Annotated in this window: 18 protein-coding genes and 2 tRNA genes; 6 read left to right on the top strand and 14 right to left on the bottom strand. The window is 64.5% G+C overall.

Going from position 1 to position 24,273, the window contains the following annotated elements; translation table 11 throughout:
• Window positions 1-15 precede the first annotated feature (15 nt).
• Window positions 16-90, bottom strand: a tRNA-Asn gene (locus ACVIIW_RS27100).
• 240 nt (window positions 91-330) lie between these two features.
• Between ACVIIW_RS27100 and ACVIIW_RS27095 the strand changes: the two genes are divergently transcribed.
• Window positions 331-1,608 (top strand): transporter substrate-binding domain-containing protein, encoded by a 1,278-nt coding sequence (locus ACVIIW_RS27095; protein WP_456703537.1) that lies wholly within the window; start codon window positions 331-333, stop codon window positions 1,606-1,608.
• A gap of 240 nt (window positions 1,609-1,848) precedes the next feature.
• Here ACVIIW_RS27095 and ACVIIW_RS27090 read toward each other — a convergent pair whose 3' ends face one another.
• Window positions 1,849-2,112, bottom strand: a complete 264-nt coding sequence (locus ACVIIW_RS27090) for a hypothetical protein (protein ID WP_456703536.1) — start codon at window positions 2,110-2,112, stop codon at window positions 1,849-1,851.
• Between the two features lie 269 nt (window positions 2,113-2,381).
• Here ACVIIW_RS27090 and ACVIIW_RS27085 point away from each other — a divergent pair, with 269 nt between their 5' ends.
• Both ACVIIW_RS27085 and ACVIIW_RS27080 read left to right on the top strand, forming a co-directional pair.
• A complete protein-coding gene (locus tag ACVIIW_RS27085; RefSeq protein ID WP_456703535.1) occupies window positions 2,382-2,588 on the top strand; it encodes a hypothetical protein in 207 nt (68 codons plus the stop codon).
• A 74-nt stretch (window positions 2,589-2,662) separates the two neighbouring features.
• Window positions 2,663-2,736 (top strand) — tRNA-Cys (locus tag ACVIIW_RS27080).
• A 348-nt stretch (window positions 2,737-3,084) separates the two neighbouring features.
• Here ACVIIW_RS27080 and ACVIIW_RS27075 read toward each other — a convergent pair.
• Genes ACVIIW_RS27075 through ACVIIW_RS27055 form a run of 5 tightly spaced genes read right to left on the bottom strand, consistent with a single transcriptional unit; the run spans window position 3,085 to window position 13,070 of the window.
• Window positions 3,085-3,822, bottom strand: coding sequence for a tRNA-uridine aminocarboxypropyltransferase (locus tag ACVIIW_RS27075; RefSeq protein WP_456703534.1), 738 nt, complete (start codon window positions 3,820-3,822; stop codon window positions 3,085-3,087).
• A gap of 41 nt (window positions 3,823-3,863) precedes the next feature.
• Window positions 3,864-6,968, bottom strand: a complete 3,105-nt coding sequence (locus tag ACVIIW_RS27070; protein ID WP_456703533.1) for an efflux RND transporter permease subunit — start codon at window positions 6,966-6,968, stop codon at window positions 3,864-3,866.
• Window positions 6,968-10,117 (bottom strand): efflux RND transporter permease subunit, encoded by a 3,150-nt coding sequence (locus ACVIIW_RS27065; RefSeq protein WP_456703532.1) that lies wholly within the window; start codon window positions 10,115-10,117, stop codon window positions 6,968-6,970. Before ACVIIW_RS27065 ends, ACVIIW_RS27070 begins: the two co-directional genes overlap by 1 nt.
• A gap of 36 nt (window positions 10,118-10,153) precedes the next feature.
• Entirely contained in the window at window positions 10,154-11,605 is a 1,452-nt protein-coding gene (locus ACVIIW_RS27060; RefSeq protein ID WP_456703531.1) for an efflux RND transporter periplasmic adaptor subunit, read from the bottom strand.
• Window positions 11,595-13,070 carry an efflux transporter outer membrane subunit gene (locus ACVIIW_RS27055; protein WP_456703530.1) on the bottom strand — a complete coding sequence of 492 codons (1,476 nt, stop codon included), beginning with the start codon at window positions 13,068-13,070 and terminating at the stop codon, window positions 11,595-11,597. The genes ACVIIW_RS27060 and ACVIIW_RS27055 overlap by 11 nt, the downstream gene beginning before the upstream one ends.
• Window positions 13,071-13,564: 494 nt before the next feature.
• On the opposite strand from ACVIIW_RS27055, the gene ACVIIW_RS27050 reads away from it, so the two are divergent.
• Window positions 13,565-14,599: a cysteine synthase A gene (locus ACVIIW_RS27050; protein WP_456703529.1), complete on the top strand. Its 1,035-nt coding sequence runs from the start codon at window positions 13,565-13,567 to the stop codon at window positions 14,597-14,599.
• A 199-nt stretch (window positions 14,600-14,798) separates the two neighbouring features.
• Here the strand turns inward: ACVIIW_RS27050 and ACVIIW_RS27045 are convergent, their stop codons facing one another.
• From ACVIIW_RS27045 to ACVIIW_RS27030, 4 genes are read right to left on the bottom strand one after another with little or no spacing between them, the layout of a single operon-like run.
• Window positions 14,799-15,539 carry an amino acid ABC transporter ATP-binding protein gene (locus ACVIIW_RS27045; protein ID WP_092232907.1) on the bottom strand — a complete coding sequence of 247 codons (741 nt, stop codon included), beginning with the start codon at window positions 15,537-15,539 and terminating at the stop codon, window positions 14,799-14,801.
• 11 nt (window positions 15,540-15,550) lie between these two features.
• Window positions 15,551-17,071, bottom strand: coding sequence for an amino acid ABC transporter permease (locus ACVIIW_RS27040; RefSeq protein WP_456703528.1), 1,521 nt, complete (start codon window positions 17,069-17,071; stop codon window positions 15,551-15,553).
• Entirely contained in the window at window positions 17,068-18,273 is a 1,206-nt protein-coding gene (locus tag ACVIIW_RS27035; protein ID WP_456703527.1) for an amino acid ABC transporter permease, read from the bottom strand. The genes ACVIIW_RS27040 and ACVIIW_RS27035 overlap by 4 nt, the downstream gene beginning before the upstream one ends.
• A gap of 27 nt (window positions 18,274-18,300) precedes the next feature.
• Window positions 18,301-19,317, bottom strand: coding sequence for an amino acid ABC transporter substrate-binding protein (locus ACVIIW_RS27030; protein WP_456703526.1), 1,017 nt, complete (start codon window positions 19,315-19,317; stop codon window positions 18,301-18,303).
• Window positions 19,318-19,712: 395 nt separating this feature from the next.
• On the opposite strand from ACVIIW_RS27030, the gene metC reads away from it, so the two are divergent.
• Window positions 19,713-20,897: a cystathionine beta-lyase gene (gene metC / locus ACVIIW_RS27025; RefSeq protein ID WP_456703525.1), complete on the top strand. Its 1,185-nt coding sequence runs from the start codon at window positions 19,713-19,715 to the stop codon at window positions 20,895-20,897.
• 164 nt (window positions 20,898-21,061) lie between these two features.
• Window positions 21,062-22,747 (top strand): Na/Pi cotransporter family protein, encoded by a 1,686-nt coding sequence (locus ACVIIW_RS27020; RefSeq protein ID WP_456703524.1) that lies wholly within the window; start codon window positions 21,062-21,064, stop codon window positions 22,745-22,747.
• On the opposite strand, the gene ACVIIW_RS27015 is transcribed toward ACVIIW_RS27020, so the two are convergent.
• The 3 genes from ACVIIW_RS27015 to ACVIIW_RS27005 are packed head-to-tail and all read right to left on the bottom strand — an operon-like array spanning window position 22,721 to window position 24,261.
• Window positions 22,721-23,158 (bottom strand): DUF3592 domain-containing protein, encoded by a 438-nt coding sequence (locus ACVIIW_RS27015; protein ID WP_456703523.1) that lies wholly within the window; start codon window positions 23,156-23,158, stop codon window positions 22,721-22,723. The two genes, ACVIIW_RS27020 and ACVIIW_RS27015, sit on opposite strands and share 27 nt — an antisense overlap.
• A gap of 33 nt (window positions 23,159-23,191) precedes the next feature.
• On the bottom strand, window positions 23,192-23,530 hold the full coding sequence (locus ACVIIW_RS27010; RefSeq protein WP_456703522.1) for a lipid-A-disaccharide synthase N-terminal domain-containing protein: 339 nt from the start codon (window positions 23,528-23,530) through the stop codon (window positions 23,192-23,194).
• Window positions 23,527-24,261, bottom strand: coding sequence for a glycosyltransferase family 2 protein (locus ACVIIW_RS27005; protein WP_456703521.1), 735 nt, complete (start codon window positions 24,259-24,261; stop codon window positions 23,527-23,529). The genes ACVIIW_RS27010 and ACVIIW_RS27005 overlap by 4 nt, the downstream gene beginning before the upstream one ends.
• Window positions 24,262-24,273 lie beyond the last annotated feature (12 nt).

Below are 24,273 nucleotides of genomic sequence, written 5' to 3'. Positions count from 1 at the left end.
AGATAAAGCGGAATTTGGCTCCCCGGGCTGGATTCGAACCAGCGACCATCCGATTAACAGTCGGATGCTCTACCGCTGAGCTACCGAGGAAAAGGCGAACCGTTCGTTCGCGCGCGGCTGCGTATAACAAAGCCGGTTGCGCTTGCAAAGGACGAATTCGTGATCACTCGCAAAGCATCGAGAAAGGGCCTACCGGGGCCCTCCTCCGGCCTAAGTCAGGGCGGGCCAAGACTTCATTCGAAATCCCCGATCGAAATCGGCCCCCGGCTCCTGACGTCGGCGCAGGCTCTGACCCGGGAATCCAAAATTCGGTAAATCGGGATATTTCGCGTGACGACTGATCCGCGGATCGGGTGTTTCGTGGGTCGGGCAACGCAATGGATGGTGTTTTATATTGGACTGGGCCATCAATCCCAACGGGACTGTCCCCGACGGGGCGGTTCGAGCACCGGGAAACAACCATCGATGACTCGTCCGCAACCGGCGACCAGCTCTCGCGCTCGAGCCGCTCGACTGCGTTGGGCGCTTGCGGCCGAGGCCGCCCGAGGGCTGGCGTTGGCACTGCTCTTCTGCCTGACCTGGTCCGCGGCTCAAGCCGAGACTGCCAAGCTCCGGGTGGCGACCCGCATAGTGCCGCCCATGGTCGTCGAGAAGAACGGCACGCTGAGCGGCTTCAGTATCGAGCTCTGGAACAGCATCGGCAAACGGCTGAACCGCGAGACCGAATACCTCGTGTTGCCCGATGTGAGCGAATTGCTTGACGCCGTGGGAAGTGGACGGGCCGATCTCGCCATCGCAGCCATCTCGATCACGTCGGAGCGGGAGGACAAATTCGACTTCTCTCTGCCGATCATGAACTCGGGTTTGCAAATTCTGGTGCGTGGCACGGCCGTCAATGTCCAAGCCAATCCGTTGCGCGAGTTGATGCAACTGTTCTTCTCACGGACCCTGCTGGTCTGGCTCGGCATTGCGCTTCTGCTCATCCTCGTGCCGGCTCATCTGATGTTCCTGGTCGAGCGAACGCATCACAGCGGAATCATTCCGACCCGGAAATATTTCCCGGGAATCTTCCATGCGATGTTTTGGGCTGCGGGCACGTTGGCCACTCAGGCCGACCAGATGCCCCGGCACTGGATGGCCCGGATCGTCGCTGTGCTGTGGATGTTCACCGGCGTGGTGTTCGTCGCCTTCTATACGGCGCAGCTGACCGCTTCACTGACGGTCCAGCAGATCAGGGGCCCGATCAACGGTCCGCAGGATCTCGTCGGCAAGACCGTCGGCACGACCCGAGGAAGCACCGCGACGGCCTATCTGAACGAGGTCAGTGCTCACATGGTCGAGTTCGAGAAAGTCGACGACCTCTACGATGCCCTGTTGAAGCAACAGATCGACGCGGTCGTGTTCGATGCACCCGCCCTGCTCTACTACACGACCCACGACGGCCAGAGTTCGGCACGGATCGTAGGCGAGGTGTTTCACCGGGAAGATTACGGCATCGTCTTTCCGACCGGCAGTCCGTTGCGCAAGCAGGTCAACGAAGCACTTCTGGGGCTGCGCGAGCGCGACACCTACCAGCGGATCTACGAGGAGTGGTTCGGCAAGCGCTAGTAGACGGTCGGCCGAAACCAGGACGCCGCGGTTCTGCCGAACAAACGGTTGGTTTCGCCGCAAGACGATCCACGGCGCGCGCGCCGTCGTGAATTCGTCTGATGTGATCAGATGGTTTGTCCGATCTGCGCCTGGTACCCGCCGCTCAACAGCTTGTCCGCAGCATATCCACAGCGGCTTTCGGATGAATTTGTGCCGATCGAGCAAAGCACTTGCTGCGCACAAATCCACAGGGGCTGCTCAACCGCCGGCCTGGTCGAACACGGTGCGGCAAGCTTCGCTTAAGCTCGAGCGGTTACGCCGCAGACAGGCCGTGATGGCACGCACGTTCGGGATTTCGCCGGCGCAGAGCCGGTAGACGTCGGGGGTGCAAGCCCGCCGCTGCTCCGGCGTGCCCTGCTGTGCCTGGGCGGTGCTGGCGAACAGTGTCAGGAACAGCCCAACGGTCGAGGCTCGACGCGCCCGGCTTCTCACACCTGCAGACCGCAAGAATCTCGCCTTCATGACCACTCTCCTCCTGACCGCCGGGCCCGCGTTGGCCGGTACGGCAGAGGTAGTAGGAACAAATTGCGGGCGATGTGATCTCCTTCACACTGGCCGTCACCCGGAGGCCTCCTGGAGTTCCCGTGGGACTCCCGCGTTTCCCGGGGATCTTTCAGAAATCGCTAACCAAAACGGGCGTGATGGTCCGATCGTTAAAAAGCGAACGATCGGCTCAATCGGGACACAAGCCGGCTTTGCGACCGTGCGCCATCCGCGTTCCGGAGGGTGCGATGAGCGAAGCCGAATTCAACCTGATGCTGGATGCAGTGCGCAACGCCCTGATTCATGAAGATTTTGCGCCCGCGCCGGAGGAGGACTTGGTGCACCGTTGGTGGAGCTTCGATGCGATGCTCAAGAAAACTCTCAAAGCCGCGAACGACAATGAGGGCGCCTGGCCTTTGCTGCCCTTTCCGGAAGGCTGGCACGCCGCCGGCTGAGGCCTCGGCGTCAAGCGCGAGGCCTGCGGGGTTGCCTAAACTGTTGATCCCCTATATTGCTCCGCCCTCGTTGAGGCCACGTGGCGGAGTGGTTACGCAACGGTCTGCAAAACCGTGTACACCAGTTCAATTCTGGTCGTGGCCTCCATCACAACTCCCTGATATGCCAGCATAAAATCAACCGTTGCACCGGCCTCGCCGTGCCGCCGGAACTCTGCCGCGCGGGTGGTGTCACCGTGTTTACCTCTGGGCCCGCGGAAACTCCTGATTCAGGTCGTCTGGCATAATCGTCGCTTCAGCCGAGGATGCAGTCCCGACAAACGAGCGCCGGAGAGAGCACGTGGGCGAGATCGTCCGATTTACCCCGAAATCCGAGCTGGAACGGGCTCGCCTCATTCGCGAGGCGCGCGCGATCTATGACAGCGTCTTCCCGCCCTCCGCCGCCGATGCGGTGCCGCAGGAGGACGAGGAGAGCGTCGAGAACCAGCCGCGCCGCTCAACCCTTCTTGCCACGGCGGAAATCGCGCCGGCGGCCTTTCGGTGCCGGCTTCGGCGCGAGTTCGGGCATCTCGGCCTGAACCTCGCGGTAGCGTGTCAACAGCCGCTCAAAGCTGGCGTTCAGCGTCTCGGCGATATCGGGGCGCCGCTCGAGCCCGGCCAGCAATGTCGCCGCCGCCTCGATGGTCGATAACCCGTCCTTGCGTGGCTCGCGACGCAGGCGACCGTAGCGCGACGGGTGCGCCGGATTGAGGATCACGCGCTGGCATTTCAGCATCCAGGGATTGCGCCACCACAGCGCCTTGGCCTGGCTCCAGGTGCCGTCGAGCAGCACCACCCCTTCGAGCTTTCCCAGAATGGCCCGCTGGTTGTCCGCGACCTCGCCCTTGCGGTTGAGTGCGACGATCTCGCCGTCGACATCGAGGTCGGCCGCGCGCGCCGAGCCGAGATACAGCACGGCCCAGTGCGAGGCGTTCTCGATCGGATGCCCGAGCGCCTTGGACAGGCTCGGCCAGGACAGGCCGACCCGCACGGTGGCATCCTCAAAATGCTTCGCCAGCAGCCGCGCCGTGCCGAGCGCCCTGTCCTGCTCCTGCGGATGCTGCAGGATCAGGAGCGAGAGCTTGTTTTCGATGGGCGTGACACTGTCGCAGATGCAGAGCGGCATCGGCTTCCGGCAGTGCGGGCATTCGGGAATCGGCTCGGCCACGGCGGCCGTGGTTTCAGGGTTCGACATGATCGCCGCTATACGCTTCGTATGGTGGTTCAACAACCCGCCTATTCCGCCGGTGCTGCCAGCGCGCGTGGCTCGGATCTCCGGCGCAGGCGATCGATCAGGAGGTAGATCACGGGCGTGGTGTAGAGCGTCAGGACCTGCGACACGAACAGACCGCCGATGATGGTGATGCCGAGCGGGCGCCGCAGCTCGGTGCCCGGTCCGGTCGCGATGACCAGCGGAATGCCGGCGAACAGCGCCGCCATGGTCGTCATCAGGATCGGGCGGAAGCGGGCCTGGCAGGCCTCGAAGATGGCTTCTGCAGAGGACAGGCCGCGCTGGCGCTCGGCATCGAGCGCGAAGTCGACCATCATGATGCCGTTCTTCTTGACGATTCCGATCAAGAGGATGATGCCGACGAAGGCGATCACCGTCAGCGGCGTATTGGTGATCTGCAGCGCGAGCAGCGCGCCCAAACCCGCCGAGGGCAGCGTCGAGATGATCGTGAGCGGATGAGCGAGACTCTCATAGAGCACCCCTAGCACGATATACATCGCCACCAGCGCGCCAAGGATGAGCAGCGGCTGTCGACCGCTGGTCTTGGCGAAATCACCGGCGTTGCCGTCGAAGCTGCCGCGGATGCCCTCGGGCATGTGCAATTCGTCGACCGCGCGCTGGATGTTCTGCGTGGCAGCCTGGAGCTCCACGTCAGGCAAGGTGTTGAACGACACCGTGGTCGAGGGCACCGACTGCGAATGATAGACTGCGAGCGCAGCGAGCCCGCGGCTCGCATGCACCACGGCGGACAGTGGCACCTGCACGTCACCAGCGCCGGCGACGTAAATGCGCTCGAGGTTGGAGGGATCGACCTGGAATTTCGGATCGATCTCCAGCACGGTCATGTACTGGTTGCGCTGGGTGTAGATGATCGAGATCTGCCGCTGCGAGAAGGCGTTGTTCAAGGCATTGTCGATGTCCTGGACCTTGACGCCGAGTGCTGCGGCCTTGCGGCGATCGATGTTCAATGTCAGCTGAAGTCCACCGGGATCGCGGTCGCTGGAAATATCGGTGATGCCCTCGACCGTCTCCATGCGCTTGGCCACGATCGGCGCCCATTTCTGCAGCAGGTCGAGGTCGGTGCTCGACAGTGTGTATTGATAGTTCGAATCGCTCTGCCGGCCGCCGGCGCGGACGTCCTGGGCGGCGAACATGAAGAGACGGATGCCGGGCACGGGAAACAGTGCCTTCCGCAGCCGGTCGATCACGACCTGCGTCGAGACGTGGTCGCGCTCCTCGGGCGGCTTTAGGCTAATGTACATGACGCCGCGGTTCGAGGTCGCGCCGCCCGGGCCACCGCCACTGCCGACCGTCGAGCCGATGCCGGCCACGGCCGGATCCTGCATCACGATGTCGGCGAGGCGCTGCTGCAGCGTCAGCATCGACTGGAACGAGATGTCGGCCGAGGCCCGCGTCGCGCCGATCACGAAGCCGGAATCATCCGTCGGGAAATAGCCCTTTGGCACCTTGATGTAGAGCACCACCGTCAGGGCGATGGTGGCGAAGAACACCAGCAGCGTCAGCAGCGGAAACTCGAGCACGGCGCGCAAGGTCCGGGTGTAGAACGCGACGACACGCGACAGCGAGCCTTCGATCAGGCGGTCGAACAGCGTGGCGGACCCCGACGTGGTCTGCCTGACATAATGGGCGCAGATCATCGGCGTGACCGTCAGCGACACCAGGGTCGAGACCAGAATCGCGAAGGTCAGCGTCAGCGAGAATTCGCGCAACAGGCGGCCGACGATGCCGTCCATGAAGATCAGTGGGGTGAACGCCGCGATCAGCGACAGGCTGATCGAGACCACCGTGAAGCCGATCTGCCTGGCGCCCTCCAGCGCCGCCTGCATCGGCCGCATGCCGTGCTCGAGATTGCGGAACATGTTCTCGATCATGACGATGGCATCGTCGACCACGAATCCGACCGAGATCGCCAGCGCCATCAGCGACAGATTGTCGATCGAAAAGCCGGCGACCCACATGCCGGCGCAAGTGCCGGCCAACGCCAGCGGCACCGAGATGCCGGCGGCGATGGTCGGCGTCACCCGGCGCAGGAACACGAACACCACGACCATCACGAGAACTGCGGTCGCCAGCAGCGTCCACTGCATGTCCATGACGCTGGCGCGGATCGTCGAGGTGCGGTCGACCAGCGTGGAAACGTCGACACCGGCCGGAATCCACTGCTTCAGCTCGGGGATCAGCGCCTTCACCCGGTCGACGGTGTCGATGACGTTGGCGTCGCCCTGCTTGGTGATCTGGATCAGCACCGCCGGCTGCTTGTTGAACCAGGCGATCGAGCGCGCATTGCGGACGCCGTCCTCGATCTCGGCAACGTCGGAGAGCTTGACGAAGTTGCCGCCCGAGCTCTTGATGACGATGTCGCGGAATTCCTGCGCGGTGCGCATCTGCTTGTTCAGCGACAGCGTCTCGCTCTGGCGTTCGCCGTTGAAGATTCCGACCGGACCTAGCGGGTTTGCGTTGATGATCGCGGTCCGTACGTCGTCGGTCGCGATTCCCGCATTCGACAGCGCCACCGGATTGAGCTGGATCCGCACCGCCGGCTGGTCCGCGCCGGATACCGTCACGTCGCCGACACCGGGTACCTGCGAGATGCGCTGCGCCAGCACGGTGTCGGCGACATCGTAGATCGCGCTGGCGGACAGTGTCTTGGATGTCAGCGCCAGCACGAAGACAGGCGCGCCGGCCGTGTTCGCTTTCCGAAAGCGCGGCAGCGCCGGCAGATCGCTGGGCAAATCCACCAGCGCGGCGTTGATGGCGGCCTGCACGTCACGCGCCGCCTTGTCGATGTTGCGCCCGATGTCGAACTGGAGCTGGATGTTCGCCGTGCCGAGCGAGCTCGTCGACGTGATCTGGTTGATCCCCGCGATTTCGCCGAGCCGCCGTTCCAGCGGCGCGGCGACGGTTGCGGCCATTACCGAAGGATCGGCGCCGGGGCGGCTCGCCGAGACGAAGATGGCGGGGATATCGACGTTCGGGACCGAGGCCACGGGGAGGAACTCGTAGGCGACGCCCCCCAGCAGGAACAGGCCGATCGACAGCAGCGTGGTCGCGACCGGGCGGCGGATGAAGGGCTCCGAGATCGACGCCATCACTGCATCCCCTCGGTCGCGCCGGCCGTCGGCGCCTCGGGCTCGGGCGGCGGCAGCGCCTGCTCGAGGCGGCGGTTGATGCGGTCGAGCGCGAGATAGATCACGGGCGTGGTGTAGAGCGTCAGCAACTGGCTCAGCAGCAGGCCGCCGATGATGGAGATGCCGAGCGGGAAGCGCAGCTCGGCGCCCGTGCCGCTCTCGATCGCGAGCGGCAGCGCGCCGAACAGCGCGGCCAGCGTCGTCATCATGATCGGACGGAAGCGCAACAGGCAGGCCTGCACGATGGCTTCGTGGGCCGGCATGCCCTGGCCGCGCTCGGCTTCGAGTGCGAAGTCGATCATCATGATCGCGTTCTTCTTGACGATGCCCATCAAGAGAATGATGCCGATCAGGCCGATCACCGAGAGATCCTGCCCGCACAGGATCAGCGCCAGGATGGCGCCGACGCCGGCCGACGGCAGCGTCGAGAGGATCGTGATCGGGTGGATGTAACTCTCATAGAGCACGCCCAGCACAATGTAGATCGTGATCACGGCGGCGAGCAGCAGCCAGGGCTGGCCGGCCAGCGCCTTGGCGAACTCGGCGGCATCGCCGGCATAGACGCCGACGATGCTGTTGGGCATGCCGATGCGAGTCTCGATCGACTTCACCTCATCGACGGCATCGCCGAGCGCCGCGCCCGGCGCGAGATTGAAGCTGAGCGAGATCGCCGGGAATTGGGCCTGGTGCGAGATCGCCAGCGGCGCCGTGGTGCGCTTCAACGTCGCCACCGCGTCGAGCGGCACCTGGGCATTGGGCGCACCGACCGCGGAGGAGCTGGCGCCGCCCGGCAAGTACAGCTTCGACAGGATCGAGGGATCGCGCTGGTACATCGGCAACGCCTCCAGCACCACGCGGTACTGGTTGGCCTGGCCATAGATAGTCGAGATCTGGCGCTGCGCGAAGGCGTCGTTGAGCGTGTCGGTGATGGCCTGCAGGCTGACGCCGAGCTGGCCGGCGCGGGTGCGGTCGACCTCCAGCTGCGCGCGCAGGCCGCCTTCCTGGGCTTCCGAGGAGACGTCGCGGAACAAGGGATCGCGCCGCATCTCGTCGACGAGCTTGCGGGCCCATTCCGACACCAGCGTCGCGTCGGTACCTGTCAGCGTATACTGGTACTGCGAGCGGCTCGACTGGGTCGAAATCTGCACGTCCTGCACCGGCTGGAAATAGACGGTCATGCCGGGAATGCCGGAGACCTTGTCCTTCAACCTCGCAATGACCACGCCGACATCGTCGACGCGCTCGCCGCGCGGTTTCAGCGTCATGACGAGGCGCCCGACATTGGTGGTCGGATTGACCGAGCCGGCGCCAATCACCGAGACCACGCCTGTGACGTCAGGATCAGCCTTGATAGCGTCGGCAGCCTCGGCCTGCCGCTTCTGCATCTCCGCAAAGGAGACGTCGGGCCCGGCTTCGGTCACCGCCGTGATCGACGCCGTATCCTGCAGCGGCAGAAACCCCTTTGGCGCGACGACGTAGAGAACGAGGGTTGCCGCCAGCGTCGCAAAAGTGACGACCAGCGTGGTGCGCTGGTGGCGCAGCACCACGAGCAGCGTGCGGCGATAGAATTCGACGGTGCGGTCGATGAAGCGGCTGATGGCGGCAAGCCCCGGCACCGCCAGTTCCTCGTGGGCGTGCTTGAGCAGCCGCGAGCACATCATCGGGGTCAGCGTCAGCGACACCACCGCCGAGGTCACGACCGCGATGGTCAAGGTCAACGCGAATTCGCGGAACATGCGTCCCACGAGGCCCGACATGAACAATAGCGGGATGAACACCGCGATCAGCGACACCGTCAGCGAGATCACGGTGAAGCCGATTTCGCTGGCGCCCTTCAGCGACGCCTGCATCGCATTGTCGCCGTTCTCCATATGGCGGACGATATTCTCAATCATCACGATGGCGTCGTCGACCACGAATCCGGTGCCGATCGTCAGCGCCATCAGCGAGAGATTGTCGAGGCTGAACCCGGCAAAATACATGATGCCGAAGCTCGTGATCAGCGACAGCGGCAGCGCCACGCCGGCAATCACCGTTGCGCGCAGCGAGCGCAGGAACAGCAGCACGACCAGCGTCACCAGCACGACGGCAAGCACGAGCGTGAACTGCACGTCATGGACGGAAGCGCGAATGGTGACGGTGCGGTCGGAGACGATGGTCAGTTTGACGCCGGCCGGAATCGCCCGCTGCACCTTCGGGATCTCGGCGCGGATCTGGCTGACGACATCGATGACGTTGGCGCCGGGCTGGCGCTGGATGTCGATGATGACGGCCGGCGTGCCCTGGTACCAGCCGCCGGTGCGGTCGTTCTCGAGCCCGTCGACGATCTGCGCGACGTCGCCGATCGTCACGGGCGAGCCGTTGCGGTAGGCGACGATAACAGGCCTGTAGGCGTCGGCGGCGGCGATCTGGTCGTTGGCCGCGATGATGTAGGATTGCTGCGCCCCGTCGAGCGAGCCCTTCGGACCGGAGACGTTGGCGTTGGCGATCGCGGCCCGTAAGTCCTCCATCGCGATGCCGTAGGCGGCAAGCCGCGCCAGATCGGCCTGGATGCGCACGGCCGGCTTCAGCCCGCCAAGCACCGAGACGCGCCCCACCCCGGAGATCTGGCTGAGCCGTTGTGCCAGCAGCGTGTCGGCGATGTCGCTCATCGCGCGCAGGGAGATCGTGTCCGAGCGCAGCGCCAGTGTCATCACTGGCGCGTCGGCCGGATTCACCTTGGCGTAAGTCGGCGGATAAGGCAGCGTCTTGGGCAAGACGCCGGCAGCGGCGTTGATCGCGGCCTGCACGTCCTGGGTGGCGCCGTCAATGTCGCGGTTGAGATCAAACTGGAGCGAGATTTGACTGACGCCGAACGAACTCGTCGAGTTCATCGCCGTCAGCGACGGGATCTGGCCGAGCTGCCGCTCCAGCGGCGCCGTGATCAGCGAGGCGATCACGTCGGGGCTCGCGCCTGGCAGCTGCGTCGATACCTGCACGGTGGGAAAGTCGACCTGCGGCAGCGCCGAGACCGGCAGCGCGAAATAACCCAGCAGCCCGCCAATCAGCAGCGCTATGCCAAGAAGGGAGGTCGCGATCGGACGGCGGATGAAGGGTTCGGAGACACCCATGTGATGCGCCTGCCGCTCAGGCGGCTGTTGCCGGGATCATGGCTGCTTGGCTCCAGATCCGGATGGTTGAGCCCCCGATGGTTGAGCCCCCGGCCCCGGCGCAGGCCCAGTCTGGCCCTTCTGATCGCCCTCGCTGCTCTTCCGCTTGGCGCGGAATTCACCGTCCCTGCCCTGTCCGTCCTTCTGGCCATCCTTCTGGCCATCCTTCTGGCCATCCTTGGCCTGACCGCCCTTCCCGTCAGCCTGCGGAGCGCGCGTGCGCTTGCGCGGGGCGAGGTCGGCCGACGGCGTCTGCTCGTCGCGGCCGATGATGACCTTGGAGCCATCGGACAGATTGGCAAAGCCCGTGGTAACGACCTTGTCGTTCGCCGTCAGGCCGCTCGCAATGACTGCATCATGCTCGTTCTGCTGCGTCACCGTCACGGGCTTGGCCGTAACCACGTTGTCCTCGCCTATGACATAGCTGAACGTGCCGATCGGTCCGCGCTGCACCGCAGAAGTCGGCACCACCAGCGCCTGGTTCAGCGTTTCGACTTTGAGGCGGACATTGACGAACTGGCCCGGCCAGAGCTGGTAGTTGGCGTTGGGGAATTCCGCCTTGAGCTTGAGGGTGCCCGTGGTCTGGTCGACCTGGTTGTCGATGCCGGTGAGCTTGCCGGTGTCGATCACGGTCACGCCGTCATTGCCGAACACGTCGACCGACAGCGCGCCCTTCGCCGCGGCGGCATTGACCCGCATGATCTGCTGCTGCGGCAGGCTGAACCACACCGCGATCGGCTGCAATTGGGTGATGACGACCAGGCCGGTGGTGTCGGAGGCGTGGATGATGTTGCCCTGGTCGACCTGACGGAGGCCGACGCGGCCCGACAGCGGCGCCACGATCTTGGTATAGCTCAGCGTCGCGGCCGCATTGTCGATCGCGGCCTGATCGGCCTTGACCAGCGCCTCGGTCTGCGCGACCGCCGCGCGCTGGGTGTCGGCCTGCTGCTTGGAGCCGGCATTGGAGGCAGCCAGCTGCTCGTAGCGCGTCAGGTCGATGCGCTGGTTGGCGAGCTGGGCCTGGTCCTGCGCCTTCTTGGCGACCGCCTGGTCGTAGGTCGCCTGGTAGAGCGCGGGGTCGATCTCACCCAGCACGTCGCCCTTCTTGACGTCCTGGCCTTCGGTGAAATTCACCGCGATCAGCTTGCCGTCGACCTGCGAGCGGACAGTGACGGTGTTGAGCGCGCGGATCGCGCCGACGCCGTCGAGATAGACGGGCACGTCCTGAACCTTGGGCGTCGCCGCCAGCACCGGCACCGGCAGATCGGGGCGCTGCTGGCCGCGTCCGTTCGCCTGCTGCTGCGGCTGCTGATGCATCACGGACCAACCGAGATAACCGAGGCCGCCGAGGATCGCGAGCGTGATCAGCGTCATGACGAAGCCGCGGCCGCGCGACTTCTTCGCCGTCCCGTCTTTCGCGTTGTCCTTCATATCCGGCTTAAAGAGCATTGACCGGTTTCTCCATTCGCGGCTCCCAGCCGCCGCCGAGTGCCTGATACAGGCTGACGATGGCGAGAAGGCGTGCGAGCTGCGCTTGCGACAGTGTGTCTTCGGCCTGGAACAGCGTCAGCTGGGTGTTGAGCACGGTCACGATATCGGCCGTGCCGGCGCGCAGCTGTTGCTCGGCAAGATCGAAGGCGCGCCGCGAGGCGTTGACGACATCGCGCTGCAATTGCAGCTTGATCGTGGTCTGCTTGATTGAAAATAGTGCGTTGTCGACGTCGGTGAAGGCCTGGACGATGGTCTTGCGGTAGGTTTGCAGCAATTCCTCCTGCCGCGCCTTGGCATATTCGAAATTGCCGAGGATCTTGCCCCCGTCGAAGATCGGTTGCGTCGCGCTGCCGACAAGCTGGAAGAACGCTGCGTGCGGCTGGAACAGTGAGACCAGTGCCGAGCTCTGGTAGCCGCCATTGCCGGTGAGTTGGATGGTCGGGAAGAATTGCGCGCGGGCGTTGCCGATATTGGCGGTGGCGGAGGCCAGCTGCGCCTCCTGCCGGCGGATGTCCGGCCGCTGCGTCAGCAGCTCCGACGGCAGCCCGGGCGTCACGCGCGGGATGGCGATCCTGTCCAGCGAGCCACCCGCAAGGCGGACGCTCTCGGGCGGACGCGACACCAGCACCGCGAGCGCGTTGCTGTTCTGGTCGAGCGTCTGGCGCAGCGGCGGCACCAGCGCCTTCTGATTGGCCAGCACGCTCTCCTGCTGGGCGACGTCGAGATCGGTACCCGTGCCGGCCTTGCGGCGCTCGCGGATGGCATCGAGGATGCGCTGGGCGCTGGCGATGTTGCGCTGGGCGGTGCGCAGCCGATCCTGCGACGACAGCACCTGGAAATAGGCATTGGCGACCGCTGCGAGCGTCGTCAGCGCGACGGTGTCGCGGTCGAAGCGGTTGGCCTTGGCGGTCTCCTCCGCCGTTTGGAGGGCGTCGCGGTTCTGGCCCCAGAAATCGAGCTGGTAGCTGGCGCTGAGCGACGCGGAGTAGTTGACGACCTCGCGGCCGCCGTTGGTCAGGCCCGACGAACTCGAGCCCGAGGTGCGCGAATAGGTTTCCTGCCCGCTGCCCGACAAACTCGGCAGCAGCGCCGCGCCGGCCTGCCGCGCCTGGGCGTCGGCCTCGACGATGCGCGAGACCGCGGCTGCGATATCGAGGTTGACGGTCTGCGCCTCCTCCATCAGCTGTGTCAGCTCCGCCGAGCGGAAGCCGCGCCACCAATCCAGAGTCGGCGGCGCATCCGTCTTGCCGGCATATTTGTATTGCGCGGGGACATCGAGCGCGGGATCGGGAAGGTCCTGGGTCAGCACGCAGGCGCCCGAGCTCGACGCCAGGCACACGACTGCGACCGCTCGCAGCGTGCGGAACGCGCGACCAAGGAATTGCCTGACGGCAACGGCCGGAACCCGCTGTGTCACATCCACCCCCCGCCGGGCAGAACATGCCGCCGCCGCGCGGCCGGATTAGCCGATTCGCGGGCAGACGGCGGGAGGCGTTGATCCAACTCGTTCACAGCGTGATGCTTTCTGCAAAACCTGGAAGCAATACTAGCCGGGCGCGGAACCGCGGGACAGTCCCGCACCTGCGAAACGCACAGCCGAACGCGCCGGCGCAGGGGCTCTCGAAATGTAAGAAGTGCCTGTCTTGCAGACTTTTTTCAGCTTCCAACAGGCTCAGAAACACAACCAAGCTTACGAAGATTTCATGTGGTATTGCAGCCACATCGTTCTCGCCCGCTTCGCTATCCTGCGATTGTGAGCCTTTCGATCGTCGCCTTCGATCCGGTGGGACGAAGCCGATCCGTTGGGGCAAGCCACCTTCGCAATTCAGCAATATGAGTGTGCGCCCTCGCCTTGTGTGTCCTGCGACCCTACTTTAGGGTCGCGTCCAATCGCGAAACCAGCCGGTATTGCCTGACATGACCATCAAAAACGACGTTGTCCAAGCCATCGGCAACACCCCGCTCATCAAGCTCAAGCGCGCGTCCGAACTGACCGGCTGCACGATCCTCGGCAAGGCCGAGTTCATGAATCCTGGCCAATCGGTCAAGGATCGCGCCGGCAAATGGATGATTCAGGAAGCCGAGAAGCGCGGCGAGCTGAAGCCGGGCGGCCTCGTGGTGGAAGCGACCGCCGGCAACACCGGCATCGGCCTCGCGGTGGTGGCGAGCGCGCGCGGCTATCGCACGCTGATCGTGATCCCGGAGACGCAGAGCCAGGAGAAGAAGGATTTTCTGAAGCTGTGCGGCGCCCAGCTGCTGGAATCGCCCGCGCTGCCCTACTCCAACCCGAACAATTACCAGCATGTCGGCCGCCGCCTTGCCGATGAGCTGCGCAAGACCGAGCCGAACGGCGTCCTGTTCGCCGACCAGTGGAACAACCTCGACAACGCCAAGGCACATTATGAATCGACCGGCCCCGAGATCTGGGCGCAGACCGGCGGCAAGGTCGACGGCTTCGTCTGCTCAGTCGGCAGCGGTGGCACGCTCGCCGGCACCAGCCGCTATCTGAAAGAGAAGAACAAGGACGTCCGGATTGCCTGCGCCGATCCGCACGGCGCCGCCATGTTCGAATATTTCAAGACCGGCACCGCCAAGGCGAGCCCCGGCGACTCCATCACGGAAGGCATTGGCCTCGGTCGCGCGACCGCAATCGTCGAGAGTGCGAAGGTCGATGATGCCTTCCTCATTCCCGATGCCGAAGCTGTTACGGTGATCTATGAGCTGCTCCAGCACGAAGGCCTGTGCCTCGGCGGCTCGACCGGCATCAACATTGTGGGCGCGATGCGCCTCGCCAAGCAGCTCGGGCCGGGCAAGACCATCGTCACCATTCTCTGCGATTCCGGCAGCCGCTATCAGTCAAAATTGTTCAACGCCGACTTCATGCGCGCCAAGAACCTTCCTGTGCCGGAATGGCTGGAGAAGCGCAGCAACATCAAATTGCCGTTCGTCTAGGTCCGGACAGTCAGGCGCCGGCTCCAGGTCGGACGCGCCCTGCCTTGCGAGACGCGTGCAAGGCGGTGGTCCGACGTGGACTTCTTGTTGGCTGCGCGCACGGGCGGCTCGAAGGGGTTGGTGTAAGGCGCTCGCTCTGCGCCATTGCGATCGCAAGGCAGATCGCGGTCGTCACGACCGCCTGCGGAAATCTGCGAGATCAGCGCAGGATCTGGCTCAAGAACAGCTTCGTGCGGGCGTGCTGCGGGGTGGCGAAGAATTCGTTCGGCGTGTTGGCCTCGATGATCTGGCCGGCGTCCATGAACACGACGCGGTTGGCGACTTCCTTGGCAAAGCCCATCTCGTGGGTGACGACCAGCATGGTCATGCCCTCCCCGGCAAGATCGACCATGGTATCGAGGACCTCCTTGACCATTTCAGGATCGAGCGCCGAGGTCGGCTCGTCGAACAGCATCACCTTCGGATTCATGGTGAGGGCGCGCGCGATGGCGACGCGCTGCTGTTGGCCGCCCGACATCTGGCCGGGAAACTTGTTGGCCTGGTGCGGGATCTTCACCCGCTCCAGGAACTTCATCGCGGTTTCTTCGGCGTCCTTCTTGGGGATGTTGCGCACCCAGATCGGCGCCAGCGTGCAATTGTCCAGCACGGTCAGGTGCGGGAACAGATTGAAGCTCTGGAACACCATGCCGACCTCGCGCCGCACGGCATCGACATGCTTCAAGTTCGGGCCGAGCTCGATGCCGTCAACGACGATCTGGCCCTCCTGAAATTCCTCCAGCGCGTTGATACAGCGGATCAGGGTCGACTTGCCCGAGCCTGACGGGCCGCAGATCACGATGCGCTCGCCCTTGACGACCTCGAGGTCGATGTCACGCAGCACGTGAAATTCGCCGTACCATTTGTTGAGGCCGGAAATGTTGACGATGGGGTCAGCAGGCATGACGGCCTCGATCAGTTGCGGCGGTGGGCGTTGAGACGGCGCTCGACGAAAAGTGAGTAGCGCGACATTCCGAAGCAGAACAGGAAATAAATGATGCCGGCGAAGGCAAAGCCGGTGAACGCCGTCGACGGCGTCGCCCATTTCGGGTCCGAGAACGAGGCCCGGAGCGAGCCCAACAGGTCAAACAGCGCCACGATCGAGACCAGCGAGGTGTCCTTGAACAGCGAGATGAAGCTGTTGACGAGGTTCGGAATGACGTGACGCAGGGCCTGCGGCAGCACGATCAGCGAGGTCGTCTTCCACCACGACAGCCCGAGCGCCGCCGCCGCCTCGCTCTGCCCGCGCGGGATCGCAGCGAGCCCGCCGCGAACGTTCTCGGCCTGGTAGGCGCCGGTGAACAATGCGATGCCGATCAGCGCGCGCACCAGACCATCGACGGAGAAATTGCCAGGCAGGAACAGCGGCAGCATGTAGGTGGCGAAGAACAGCACGGTGATCAGCGGCACGCCGCGCCAGAACTCGATGAAGGCAATCGAGAAGATTCGGATCAGGGGGATGGAAGCGCGCCGGCCGAGCGCCAGCGCGATGCCGATCGGCAGCGAGGTGACGATGCCGGTGACCGAGACCACCAGTGTCACCAGCAGGCCGCCCCAGAGATTTGTGGCGACGATCGGCAGCCCGCCGCGGTCGAGGCCCATCAGCTTGATGATGATCGCGACGGCGACAAAGGTGGCGATGCAGGACCCGAGCGCGCGCCAGCCGCCGCGCATGCCGCCACCGAGGACAAAGCCGGTCAGCGAGACGAATGCGGCCGTGAGGACGAGGTCGACCCAGACCGGCTGGCCTGTCTGCTGGATCTGGTCGCGCAGCCAGCTCAGCGGGAAGATCAGCCAGTGAAACGCGATTCCGAGCAGCGCGATGAGATGACCAACGAGCCACAGGAGCGGCGCGATGGCCGACGTCCCACTCAGGCCGAGCACGACCTGCCCGGCGCTGACGATGCTGTCATCGAACAATTCAAGCAGGCCGGCCGTCCAGCTCAGGCCGAATCCGGTGATGCCGCCGCCATGGAGCAGGAAGAACGCCACGGCAGGAAAGGCCAGGAAGAACAGGCCGGCGTTGAGGCCTTTGGCCGGCAGCCGCGGAATCAGCAGCGGCAGCAGCAGGGCTGCAGCCAAGATCAGTGCAAGATTGACCCGCCAGCGCTCGGCCTCGGGATAGAAGCCGTAGATCAGCTGCGGCAGCTTGGCCTGGATGTAGGGCCAGCAGGCGCCGACCGCGGAACCGGCGTTCTCGGTCAGGCAGGCGCCGCGGTCGCTGCCGGTCCAGACCGCATCGACGACAAGGAATCTGACGGACGGAATGATCGTGAACCAGAGCAGCAGGAGCCCGACGATGGTGAGCAGAATATTGGTCGGCGAGTTCAACAGGCGGGTGCGCAGCAGGCCGACAAGCCCTGATGTCTTGATCGGCGCGGGGCGCTCGGTGACCAGGTCCTGGCGGACGAAGGCCGAGGCGGTGATGTCGCTCATGCGCCGAGACTCCGGCTAAGTCGCCAGCCATAGATACTCATCAGGGCGCTGGTGAGGAGCGAGATCAGGAGATAGACGCCCATTGTCATGGCGATGATCTCGATCGCCTGCCCGGTCTGGCTCAGCGACGTGCCCGCCCATACCGATACCAGGTCGGGATAGCCGATCGCGACCGCGAGCGAGGAATTCTTGGTGAGATTGAGGTACTGATTGGTGAGCGGCGGCACGATCACGCGCATGGCCTGCGGCACCACGATCAGCCGCAGCGTGTTGCCACGGGAAAGGCCGAGCGAGGCTCCCGCCTCCATCTGCCCTGTGTGGACGGACAGGATACCGGCGCGCACGATCTCCGCGATGAAGGCAGCCGTATAGGTCGACAGCGCCAGCGTCAGCGCGACGAATTCCGGAATGATGCGCGCGCCGCCGGCGAAATTAAAACCCTTGAGCTGCGGCAGCTCGACCGTGAAGGGCAGACCGAACACCGCCATCGTGACGAGCGGCAACCCGATCAACAGGCCCAGCACGTAAGGCCAGATGCGGATCAACTGCCCGCGCAGGAACAGCGCCCGGCGCGCATAGATGCGCAAGCCCAGCGCCGCGACGATGCCGAACACCAGGGCCGCCACGAACGGCTCCAGCCCGGGCTGGCCAATCGGCTGAGGAATGACGAGGCCACGATTGCTGATGAAGGCGATGCCCAGCAACGAAATGCTCTGCCTGGGATTGGGCAGCGCCGCGAGCACGGCCAGGTACCAGAACAGGATCTGGAACAGCAGCGGCAAATTGCGGATGATCTCGACATAGATCTCGCCGACGCGCGACACCAGCCAGTTCGGCGACAGCCGGCACAGCGCGACGACGAAGCCGATCAAGGTGGCGAACACGATGCCCACCACCGAGACCACGACCGTATTCAGAAGCCCGACCACGAACACGCGCAGGAACGTGTCGGAGCCGGTGTAGGAAATCAGGGTCTGGTTGACGTCGAAGCCGGCGTTGTTGGCAAGGAAGCCGAAGCCGGCTGCAATGTGCTGTTTTTCAAGGTTGGCTCGCGCATTCGAGATGATCTCGTAGGCGACCCAGCCCAACACCGCCGCAAAAGCAAACTGGACGGCAACGCCGTTCCAGCCTGCCTTGCCACCCAGAAGGCGCCTGATCTTCAGGGCGATCTGGAGCGGCGGTTTACGAGCCTCGGTGCTCATTGCCGTGTGCCGGCTGATCGAGCGGGATCAGCGGATCGGCGGCGCGTACTGAAGACCACCCTTGTTCCAGAGATTGTTCAGACCACGGTTGATGGCGAGCGGGGAGCCGGAGCCGACATTGCGATCGAACATCTCGCCGTAATTGCCGACGGCCTTCACGATACGGATCACCCAATCATTGGTCACGCCGAGCTGCTCGCCGAAATTGCCGTCGGTGCCGAGGACGCGTTTCAGCTCCGGATTCTCCATCTTGGCTTTCTCGTCGACATTCTTCGAGGTGATGCCGAGTTCCTCGGCGGTCACCATGGCGAATAGCGTCCATTTCACGAGGTCGAACCACTGGTCGTCGCCGTGGCGTACCATCGGTCCGAGCGGCTCCTTCGAGATGATTTCCGGGAGAACCATATGGTCGTTGGGGTTGGCGAGCTTCAGACGGTTGGCGTAGAGGCCGGACTGGTCGGTGGTGAAGACGTCGCAGCGCCCGGCTTCGTAGGCCTTGACGGTTTCGTCGTTGGTGCCGAACGCGATCACCTCGTACTTCATGTTGTTGGCCTTGAAGTAGTCGGCCAGATTCTGCTCGGTGGTGGTGCCGGTTTGCACGCAAACAGATGCGCTGTTGAGCTCCAGCGCGGAATTCACCTTGAGCGACTTCTTCACCATGAAGCCCTGCCCGTCATAATAGGTCACGCCGGTGAAATTGGCGCCGAGCGAGGTGTCGCGCGAGAGGGTCCAGGTGGTGTTGCGCGAGAGCACGTCGATCTCGCCAGATTGCAGTGCGGTGAAGCGGTCCTTGGCCGAGGTCGGCACGAACTTCACTTTCGTCGGGTCGTTGAAGATCGCGGCGGCAACGGCGCGGCAGACGTCGACGTCCAGCCCGGTCCAGTTGCCCTTGTCATCAGGCGACGAGAAGCCCGGCAGGCCCTGGCTGACGCCGCAGGACAGCATGCCCCGATCCTTGACGGTCTTGAGCGTTTGCGCGTTGGCGGCCTGGGCAGAGAGGCCGGCGGCGAGAGCAAGAGAGAGAGCCAGGGTTACGCGTTTCATGGTTTCAGGCCTTTCAAAGTCGTCTCAAGGTCAGGAACGTTGTCTCAGGATCGTCTCCGCCAGGGCAATCCTACTTGGGATCCGCCTTGCAAGAGTCATGCTGGAAAACCTTGCCGAACACTCGCCGATCCTGGGAGGCCATACCTTAATCCCCGCCGAAGGCGCCCGCCGTTGTGGCTGTGACGCAAGGTTCGGTCAAACGATGGATCGAAGGTCGCGGCAGGCCCCTCAACATGCGGCGACTGAATAGCACCTGCGCATCACAGAACGACTGGCGAGCCGGGTCAAGGGGTTGACGGGACTCTTCTGTGTTCTGTTATTAACGTCCGCGGCCTCCAGGCCGCCCCGGCCGTGCGATCCGCGCCCGGCGGAAACGCTGTTTTGAAAGCAGACGCATGGATTCCTCGCACCCCGCACAGCAGCATGCCGATACCCGGCTGGTCACCTCCGGCCGCGACACCAAGGCGCAGAAGGGGTTCGTCAATCCGCCGGTGTTCCACGGCTCCACCGTGCTCTATCCGACCGCCGAGGACCTGCACGCCCATCGGGGCGAGTTCACCTATGGCCGCCACGGCACCCCGACCACGCGTGCGTTCCAGGACACGCTGATGGCACTGGAAGGACCGCAATGCGCGGGTGTCGGCATCGTACCGTCGGGCCTGTCGGCGATCTCCACCACTCTGCTCTCGGTGCTGAAGACCGGCGACCATCTACTGGTCGTCGACAACATCTATCGACCCTCGCGCAATTTCTGCAACGGCATGCTCGCCCGCTACGGGGTCGAGACCACTTACTTTGATCCGCTGATCGGCGCCGGCATCGAAAAATTGCTCAAGCCCAACACCCGTGCCGTGCTGGTCGAGGCGCCGGGCTCGCAATCGTTCGAGATGCCTGATATCCGCGCCATTGCCGAAGTGGCGCATGCGCGTGGCGCGCTCGTCATCGACGACAACACCTGGGCGACGCCGCTGTATCACCGCTCGCTCGAGCAGGGTGTGGACATCAGCATGCAGGCCGCCACAAAATATATCGGCGGCCATTCCGACATCATGTTCGGCACCATCTCGGCCAACGCCAAGGCCTGGCCGCAGATTGCCGAAGGCATCCGCCTGCTCGGCGTCTGCGCCGGCCCCGATGACGTCTTCCTGGCGCTCCGCGGCCTGCGCACGCTGTCGGTGCGGCTCGCGCAGCACCATCGCTCCGGCCTCGACATGGCGCACTGGCTTGCGGCGCGTCCCGAAGTCGCGCGCGTCCTGCATCCGGGGCTCGAGACCGATCCGGGCCACGCGATCTGGAAGCGCGATTTCACCGGCGCCTCCGGCCTGTTCAGCATCGTGCTGAAGCCGGCGCCGCAGAGCGCGGTCGACACAATGCTCAACACGCTCGAGCTGTTCGGCATGGGCTTCTCATGGGGCGGGTTCGAGAGCCTGGCGATTCCCTTCGATTGCGATACCTACCGCACCGCGACCAGGTGGGCGCCGGGCGGCCCGACGCTGCGACTTCACATCGGACTCGAGAGCGTCGACGACCTCAAGGCCGACCTCGATCGCGGCTTTGCTGCCCTCAAAGCGGCAATGTGACTCTGTTACGAGGCAATGCGCCTGCGGACGCACCAAGACGCGCAGCCGCGCCGCGGGGGGAACGAGCACTCCTGGAGACGTTGACGCCGACGTGCCAACAAAGGGTTTGATCCCCGATCATTTGGCGCTAGCCTCACCAATCGACTCTGATCCGGACACGGAGCATGGGAACGTTGGTTCTGCTCGATCTGATGGGCGGCGTAGCGCTGCTGCTGTGGGGCCTGCATATGGTCCAAAGCGGCATTCTGCGCGCCTTTGGTCCCGACTTGCGACGTGTGCTTGGCAAGGCACTCGGCAACCGCTTCAGCGCGTTTGCCGCGGGCCTCGGCCTCACCGCGCTGCTCCAGAGCAGCACGGCGACCGCGCTGCTCACCAGTTCCTTTGCCGCCGAGGGCCTGCTCAGCCTCGTCGCCGCGCTCGCCATCATGCTGGGCGCCAATGTCGGCACGACGCTGATCGTGCAGGCGCTGTCGTTCAACATCGCAGCCGTTGCTCCCGTGCTGTTCGTGCTCGGCCTCGTCGCCTTCCGCGCCGGTCCCCGCTCGCGGATCAAGGATATCGGCCGCGTCTGCATCGGTCTCGGCCTGATGCTGCTGTCGCTGCACATCCTGCTCGACACGCTGGCGCCGGCGGAGAACGCTCCCGGCGTTCGAGTCGTGATGTCGGCCATTACCGGCGACCCCATTCTGTGCATCGTCGTCGCCGCACTCCTGACCTGGGCGGTGCATTCGAGCGTCGCCAGCGTGCTGCTGGTCATGTCGCTGGCCTATTCGCAGTTCATCACGCCCTCCGCGGCGCTCGCCCTGGTGCTCGGGGCCAATCTCGGCAGCGCCATCAACCCGGTATTCGAAGGCGCAAAGCGCGACGATCCCGCGACCTACCGCCTGCCGATCGGCAATCTCATCAACCGCGTGGTCGGCATTGCGCTGGTCTTGCCGTTCCTGGGTACGATCACGCAGCTCATGCATGCCTGGCAGCCGGATCTCGCCCGGATGACGGCCGCCTTCCACACCGCCTTCAACGTCGGCACGGCCATCCTCTTCGTCGGCCTGCTCGACATCATGTCGCGCCTGCTGACCCGCCTGTTGCCTGATCGCGTGGAGGAAACCGACCCAGCCCGGCCGCGCTACCTCGACGAAAGCGCGCTGGAGACACCGTCGCTCGCGCTGGCCGATGCCGCGCGCGAAACGCTGCGCATGGGCGACCTCGTCGAAACCATGCTGCGCAAGGTGATGGCCGCGATGATGACCGGCGATCGCTCCCTGGTCGACCAGGTCTCGAAGACCGACAACATCGTCGACAGCCTCGACGAGGCCATCAGGCTCTATGTCACGAAGCTGACCCGCGGCAGCCTCGACGAGAGCGAGGGCCGGCGTGCGATGGAGATCATCTCCTTCGCGATTAATCTGGAGCATATCGGCGACATCATCGACAAGAATCTGAGCGAGCTCGCCACCAAGAAGATCAAGCGGCGCTTCCAGTTCTCGGCCGAGGGCGCCGAGGAGCTGGCCGCGTTCCACAAGCGCACGATGGATTCGCTGCGGATCGCCTTCGGCGTGTTCATGTCGGGCGATGCCAACGAGGCCCGCAAGCTGCTGGTGGAAAAGACCGCGCTGAAGAACACCGAGCTCGCTGCCGTCGAACGCCATCTCGACCGCCTGCGCGAGGGCCGCCCGGAGACGATCGAGACCACCTCGCTGCATCTGGACGTGCTGCGCGATCTGCGCCGCATCCATTCGCACATCTGCTCGGTCGCCTATCCCGTGCTGGATGCGGCCGGCGAGCCCTATCGCCGGACCGAGGCGGAAGCCGCCCTGCCCGCCTCAGGCGCGACGGCGCTGCCGCGTTAGGGCCGCGCGAACCAGAACCGCTCCTCCCGAAAGCAGGAGCCCCGCCGCGCAAAGCAGCGTCGGGGCGATCCACAGCGTCAGGAACGAGAGCAGGCGCGCACCTTCGGGCTGCTGCGGATCGTAGGCGATCCTGACCTGCTCGCCATCGGCATAGGGCTGTGCCGTCGAGCCCGATGAGGACGTGATGGTTATCGCGCGTCCGTCACGCGTCACGAATTGAAACGTCGGATAGAGAAAGGTCCCGCCATGATTTCCCCCGCTTCGCGCGATGGCGCCGGCGAAGCGCGCCTCGGTCTGCTCCGCTCTCGCGAGGAACGCAACCGTGCTGCCGAGATCGAAAAGGCCGAGCCCGAGCAGGATCAGCCCGACCAGAAGGACCGATACGACCAGAATTACCGGTAGCTTGCGCATGCGGAGCTTTGCATGCCCACGCGCCCGCCTTGATCAGCGCTCCAGCGTCTTCGACGTCCGGCCGCGGTTCTTGATGATCAGCATGATGTTGCGGACATAGATGATCGTCGCGAGCGCCTGTCCGAGGATGATGATGGGCTCGCGCTTCACGACGCCGTAAACCAGTGTCATCAGGCCGCCGCCCATCGAGCAGAACCAGAACGCCATCGGCACCACGCTGTTGCCGGCGCGCTCGCTCGCGATCCACTGCACGAGGAAACGCGCGGTGAAGAACAATTGCGCGACCAGGCCGAAGGCGAGCCAGAAATCGAACTTGGCGACGAAGACGTCGTAGAAATAGTTGTGCAACGCCTGACCGAATTGAATGATCATGCCTTTACCTCAGTCACGTCTGGAGTGGGCTTCTTGCGGCGGATCAACCACCACACGCCGGCGAGATCCATGATCCCGATCCACAGCCGGTCGAAGAAGCCGTAATTGGACACGCCGGAATGGCGTGGCCGGTCGATCACGTCGACATAGGCGATGTCAAAGCCTTCGCGGCGGACCAGCGCCGGCAGGAAACGGTGCAGCCCGTCGAAATAGGGCATCGACAGGAAGACCTCGCGCCGGAACGCCTTCAGTCCGCAGCCGGTGTCGCGCGTGCCGTCCTGCAGGATTGCGTTGCGGACCTTGTTGGCCACCCGCGACTGGAGTTTCTTGAAGCCGGTGTCCTTGCGCCCGACGCGTTGTCCCGCGGCGAGGCCGATATTGGCCCCCTTCTCGACCGCCGCGATCAGGTCCGGGAGGAAGACGGGATTGTTCTGGCCGTCGCCATCGAGCGTCGCCACGATCGCGCCGCGCGCCGCCCGCACGCCGCTGCGCACCGCCGCCGACTGGCCACCGGATTTGGCGTGACGCAACTGCCGCAGATTGTCCCGCTGCGCCATGATGCCTATGAGCCGCTCGCCGGTCGCATCGGTCGAGCCGTCATTGACATAGATGATCTCATAGGCCCAGCGGCCATCGAGCGCGGCCGCGATCTCCTCGATCAGGGGTGCAATGTTGTCGGCTTCGTTGCGCACGGGAACGACGATGGAAACCGAAGGCTGGGACGACGACAAATCGAAAGCTCG

This window comes from Bradyrhizobium sp. USDA 4449, from assembly GCF_054056275.1.
This window is presented reverse-complemented; position numbering and strand designations above follow the sequence as displayed.

Coding starts and splice junctions, on each gene's coding strand:
- ACVIIW_RS27085 (WP_456703535.1), top strand. CDS start 2,382: ATGAGCGAAGCCGAATTCAACCTGATGCTGGATGCAGTGCGCAACGCC.
- ACVIIW_RS27020 (WP_456703524.1), top strand. CDS start 21,062: ATGGGAACGTTGGTTCTGCTCGATCTGATGGGCGGCGTAGCGCTGCTG.
- ACVIIW_RS27050 (WP_456703529.1), top strand. CDS start 13,565: ATGACCATCAAAAACGACGTTGTCCAAGCCATCGGCAACACCCCGCTC.
- ACVIIW_RS27075 (WP_456703534.1), bottom strand. CDS start 3,822: ATGTCGAACCCTGAAACCACGGCCGCCGTGGCCGAGCCGATTCCCGAA.
- metC (WP_456703525.1), top strand. CDS start 19,713: ATGGATTCCTCGCACCCCGCACAGCAGCATGCCGATACCCGGCTGGTC.
- ACVIIW_RS27015 (WP_456703523.1), bottom strand. CDS start 23,158: ATGCGCAAGCTACCGGTAATTCTGGTCGTATCGGTCCTTCTGGTCGGG.
- ACVIIW_RS27040 (WP_456703528.1), bottom strand. CDS start 17,071: ATGAGCGACATCACCGCCTCGGCCTTCGTCCGCCAGGACCTGGTCACC.
- ACVIIW_RS27090 (WP_456703536.1), bottom strand. CDS start 2,112: ATGAAGGCGAGATTCTTGCGGTCTGCAGGTGTGAGAAGCCGGGCGCGT.
- ACVIIW_RS27010 (WP_456703522.1), bottom strand. CDS start 23,530: ATGATCATTCAATTCGGTCAGGCGTTGCACAACTATTTCTACGACGTC.
- ACVIIW_RS27060 (WP_456703531.1), bottom strand. CDS start 11,605: ATGCTCTTTAAGCCGGATATGAAGGACAACGCGAAAGACGGGACGGCG.
- ACVIIW_RS27035 (WP_456703527.1), bottom strand. CDS start 18,273: ATGAGCACCGAGGCTCGTAAACCGCCGCTCCAGATCGCCCTGAAGATC.
- ACVIIW_RS27065 (WP_456703532.1), bottom strand. CDS start 10,117: ATGGGTGTCTCCGAACCCTTCATCCGCCGTCCGATCGCGACCTCCCTT.
- ACVIIW_RS27030 (WP_456703526.1), bottom strand. CDS start 19,317: ATGAAACGCGTAACCCTGGCTCTCTCTCTTGCTCTCGCCGCCGGCCTC.
- ACVIIW_RS27070 (WP_456703533.1), bottom strand. CDS start 6,968: ATGGCGTCGATCTCGGAGCCCTTCATCCGCCGCCCGGTCGCGACCACG.
- ACVIIW_RS27045 (WP_092232907.1), bottom strand. CDS start 15,539: ATGCCTGCTGACCCCATCGTCAACATTTCCGGCCTCAACAAATGGTAC.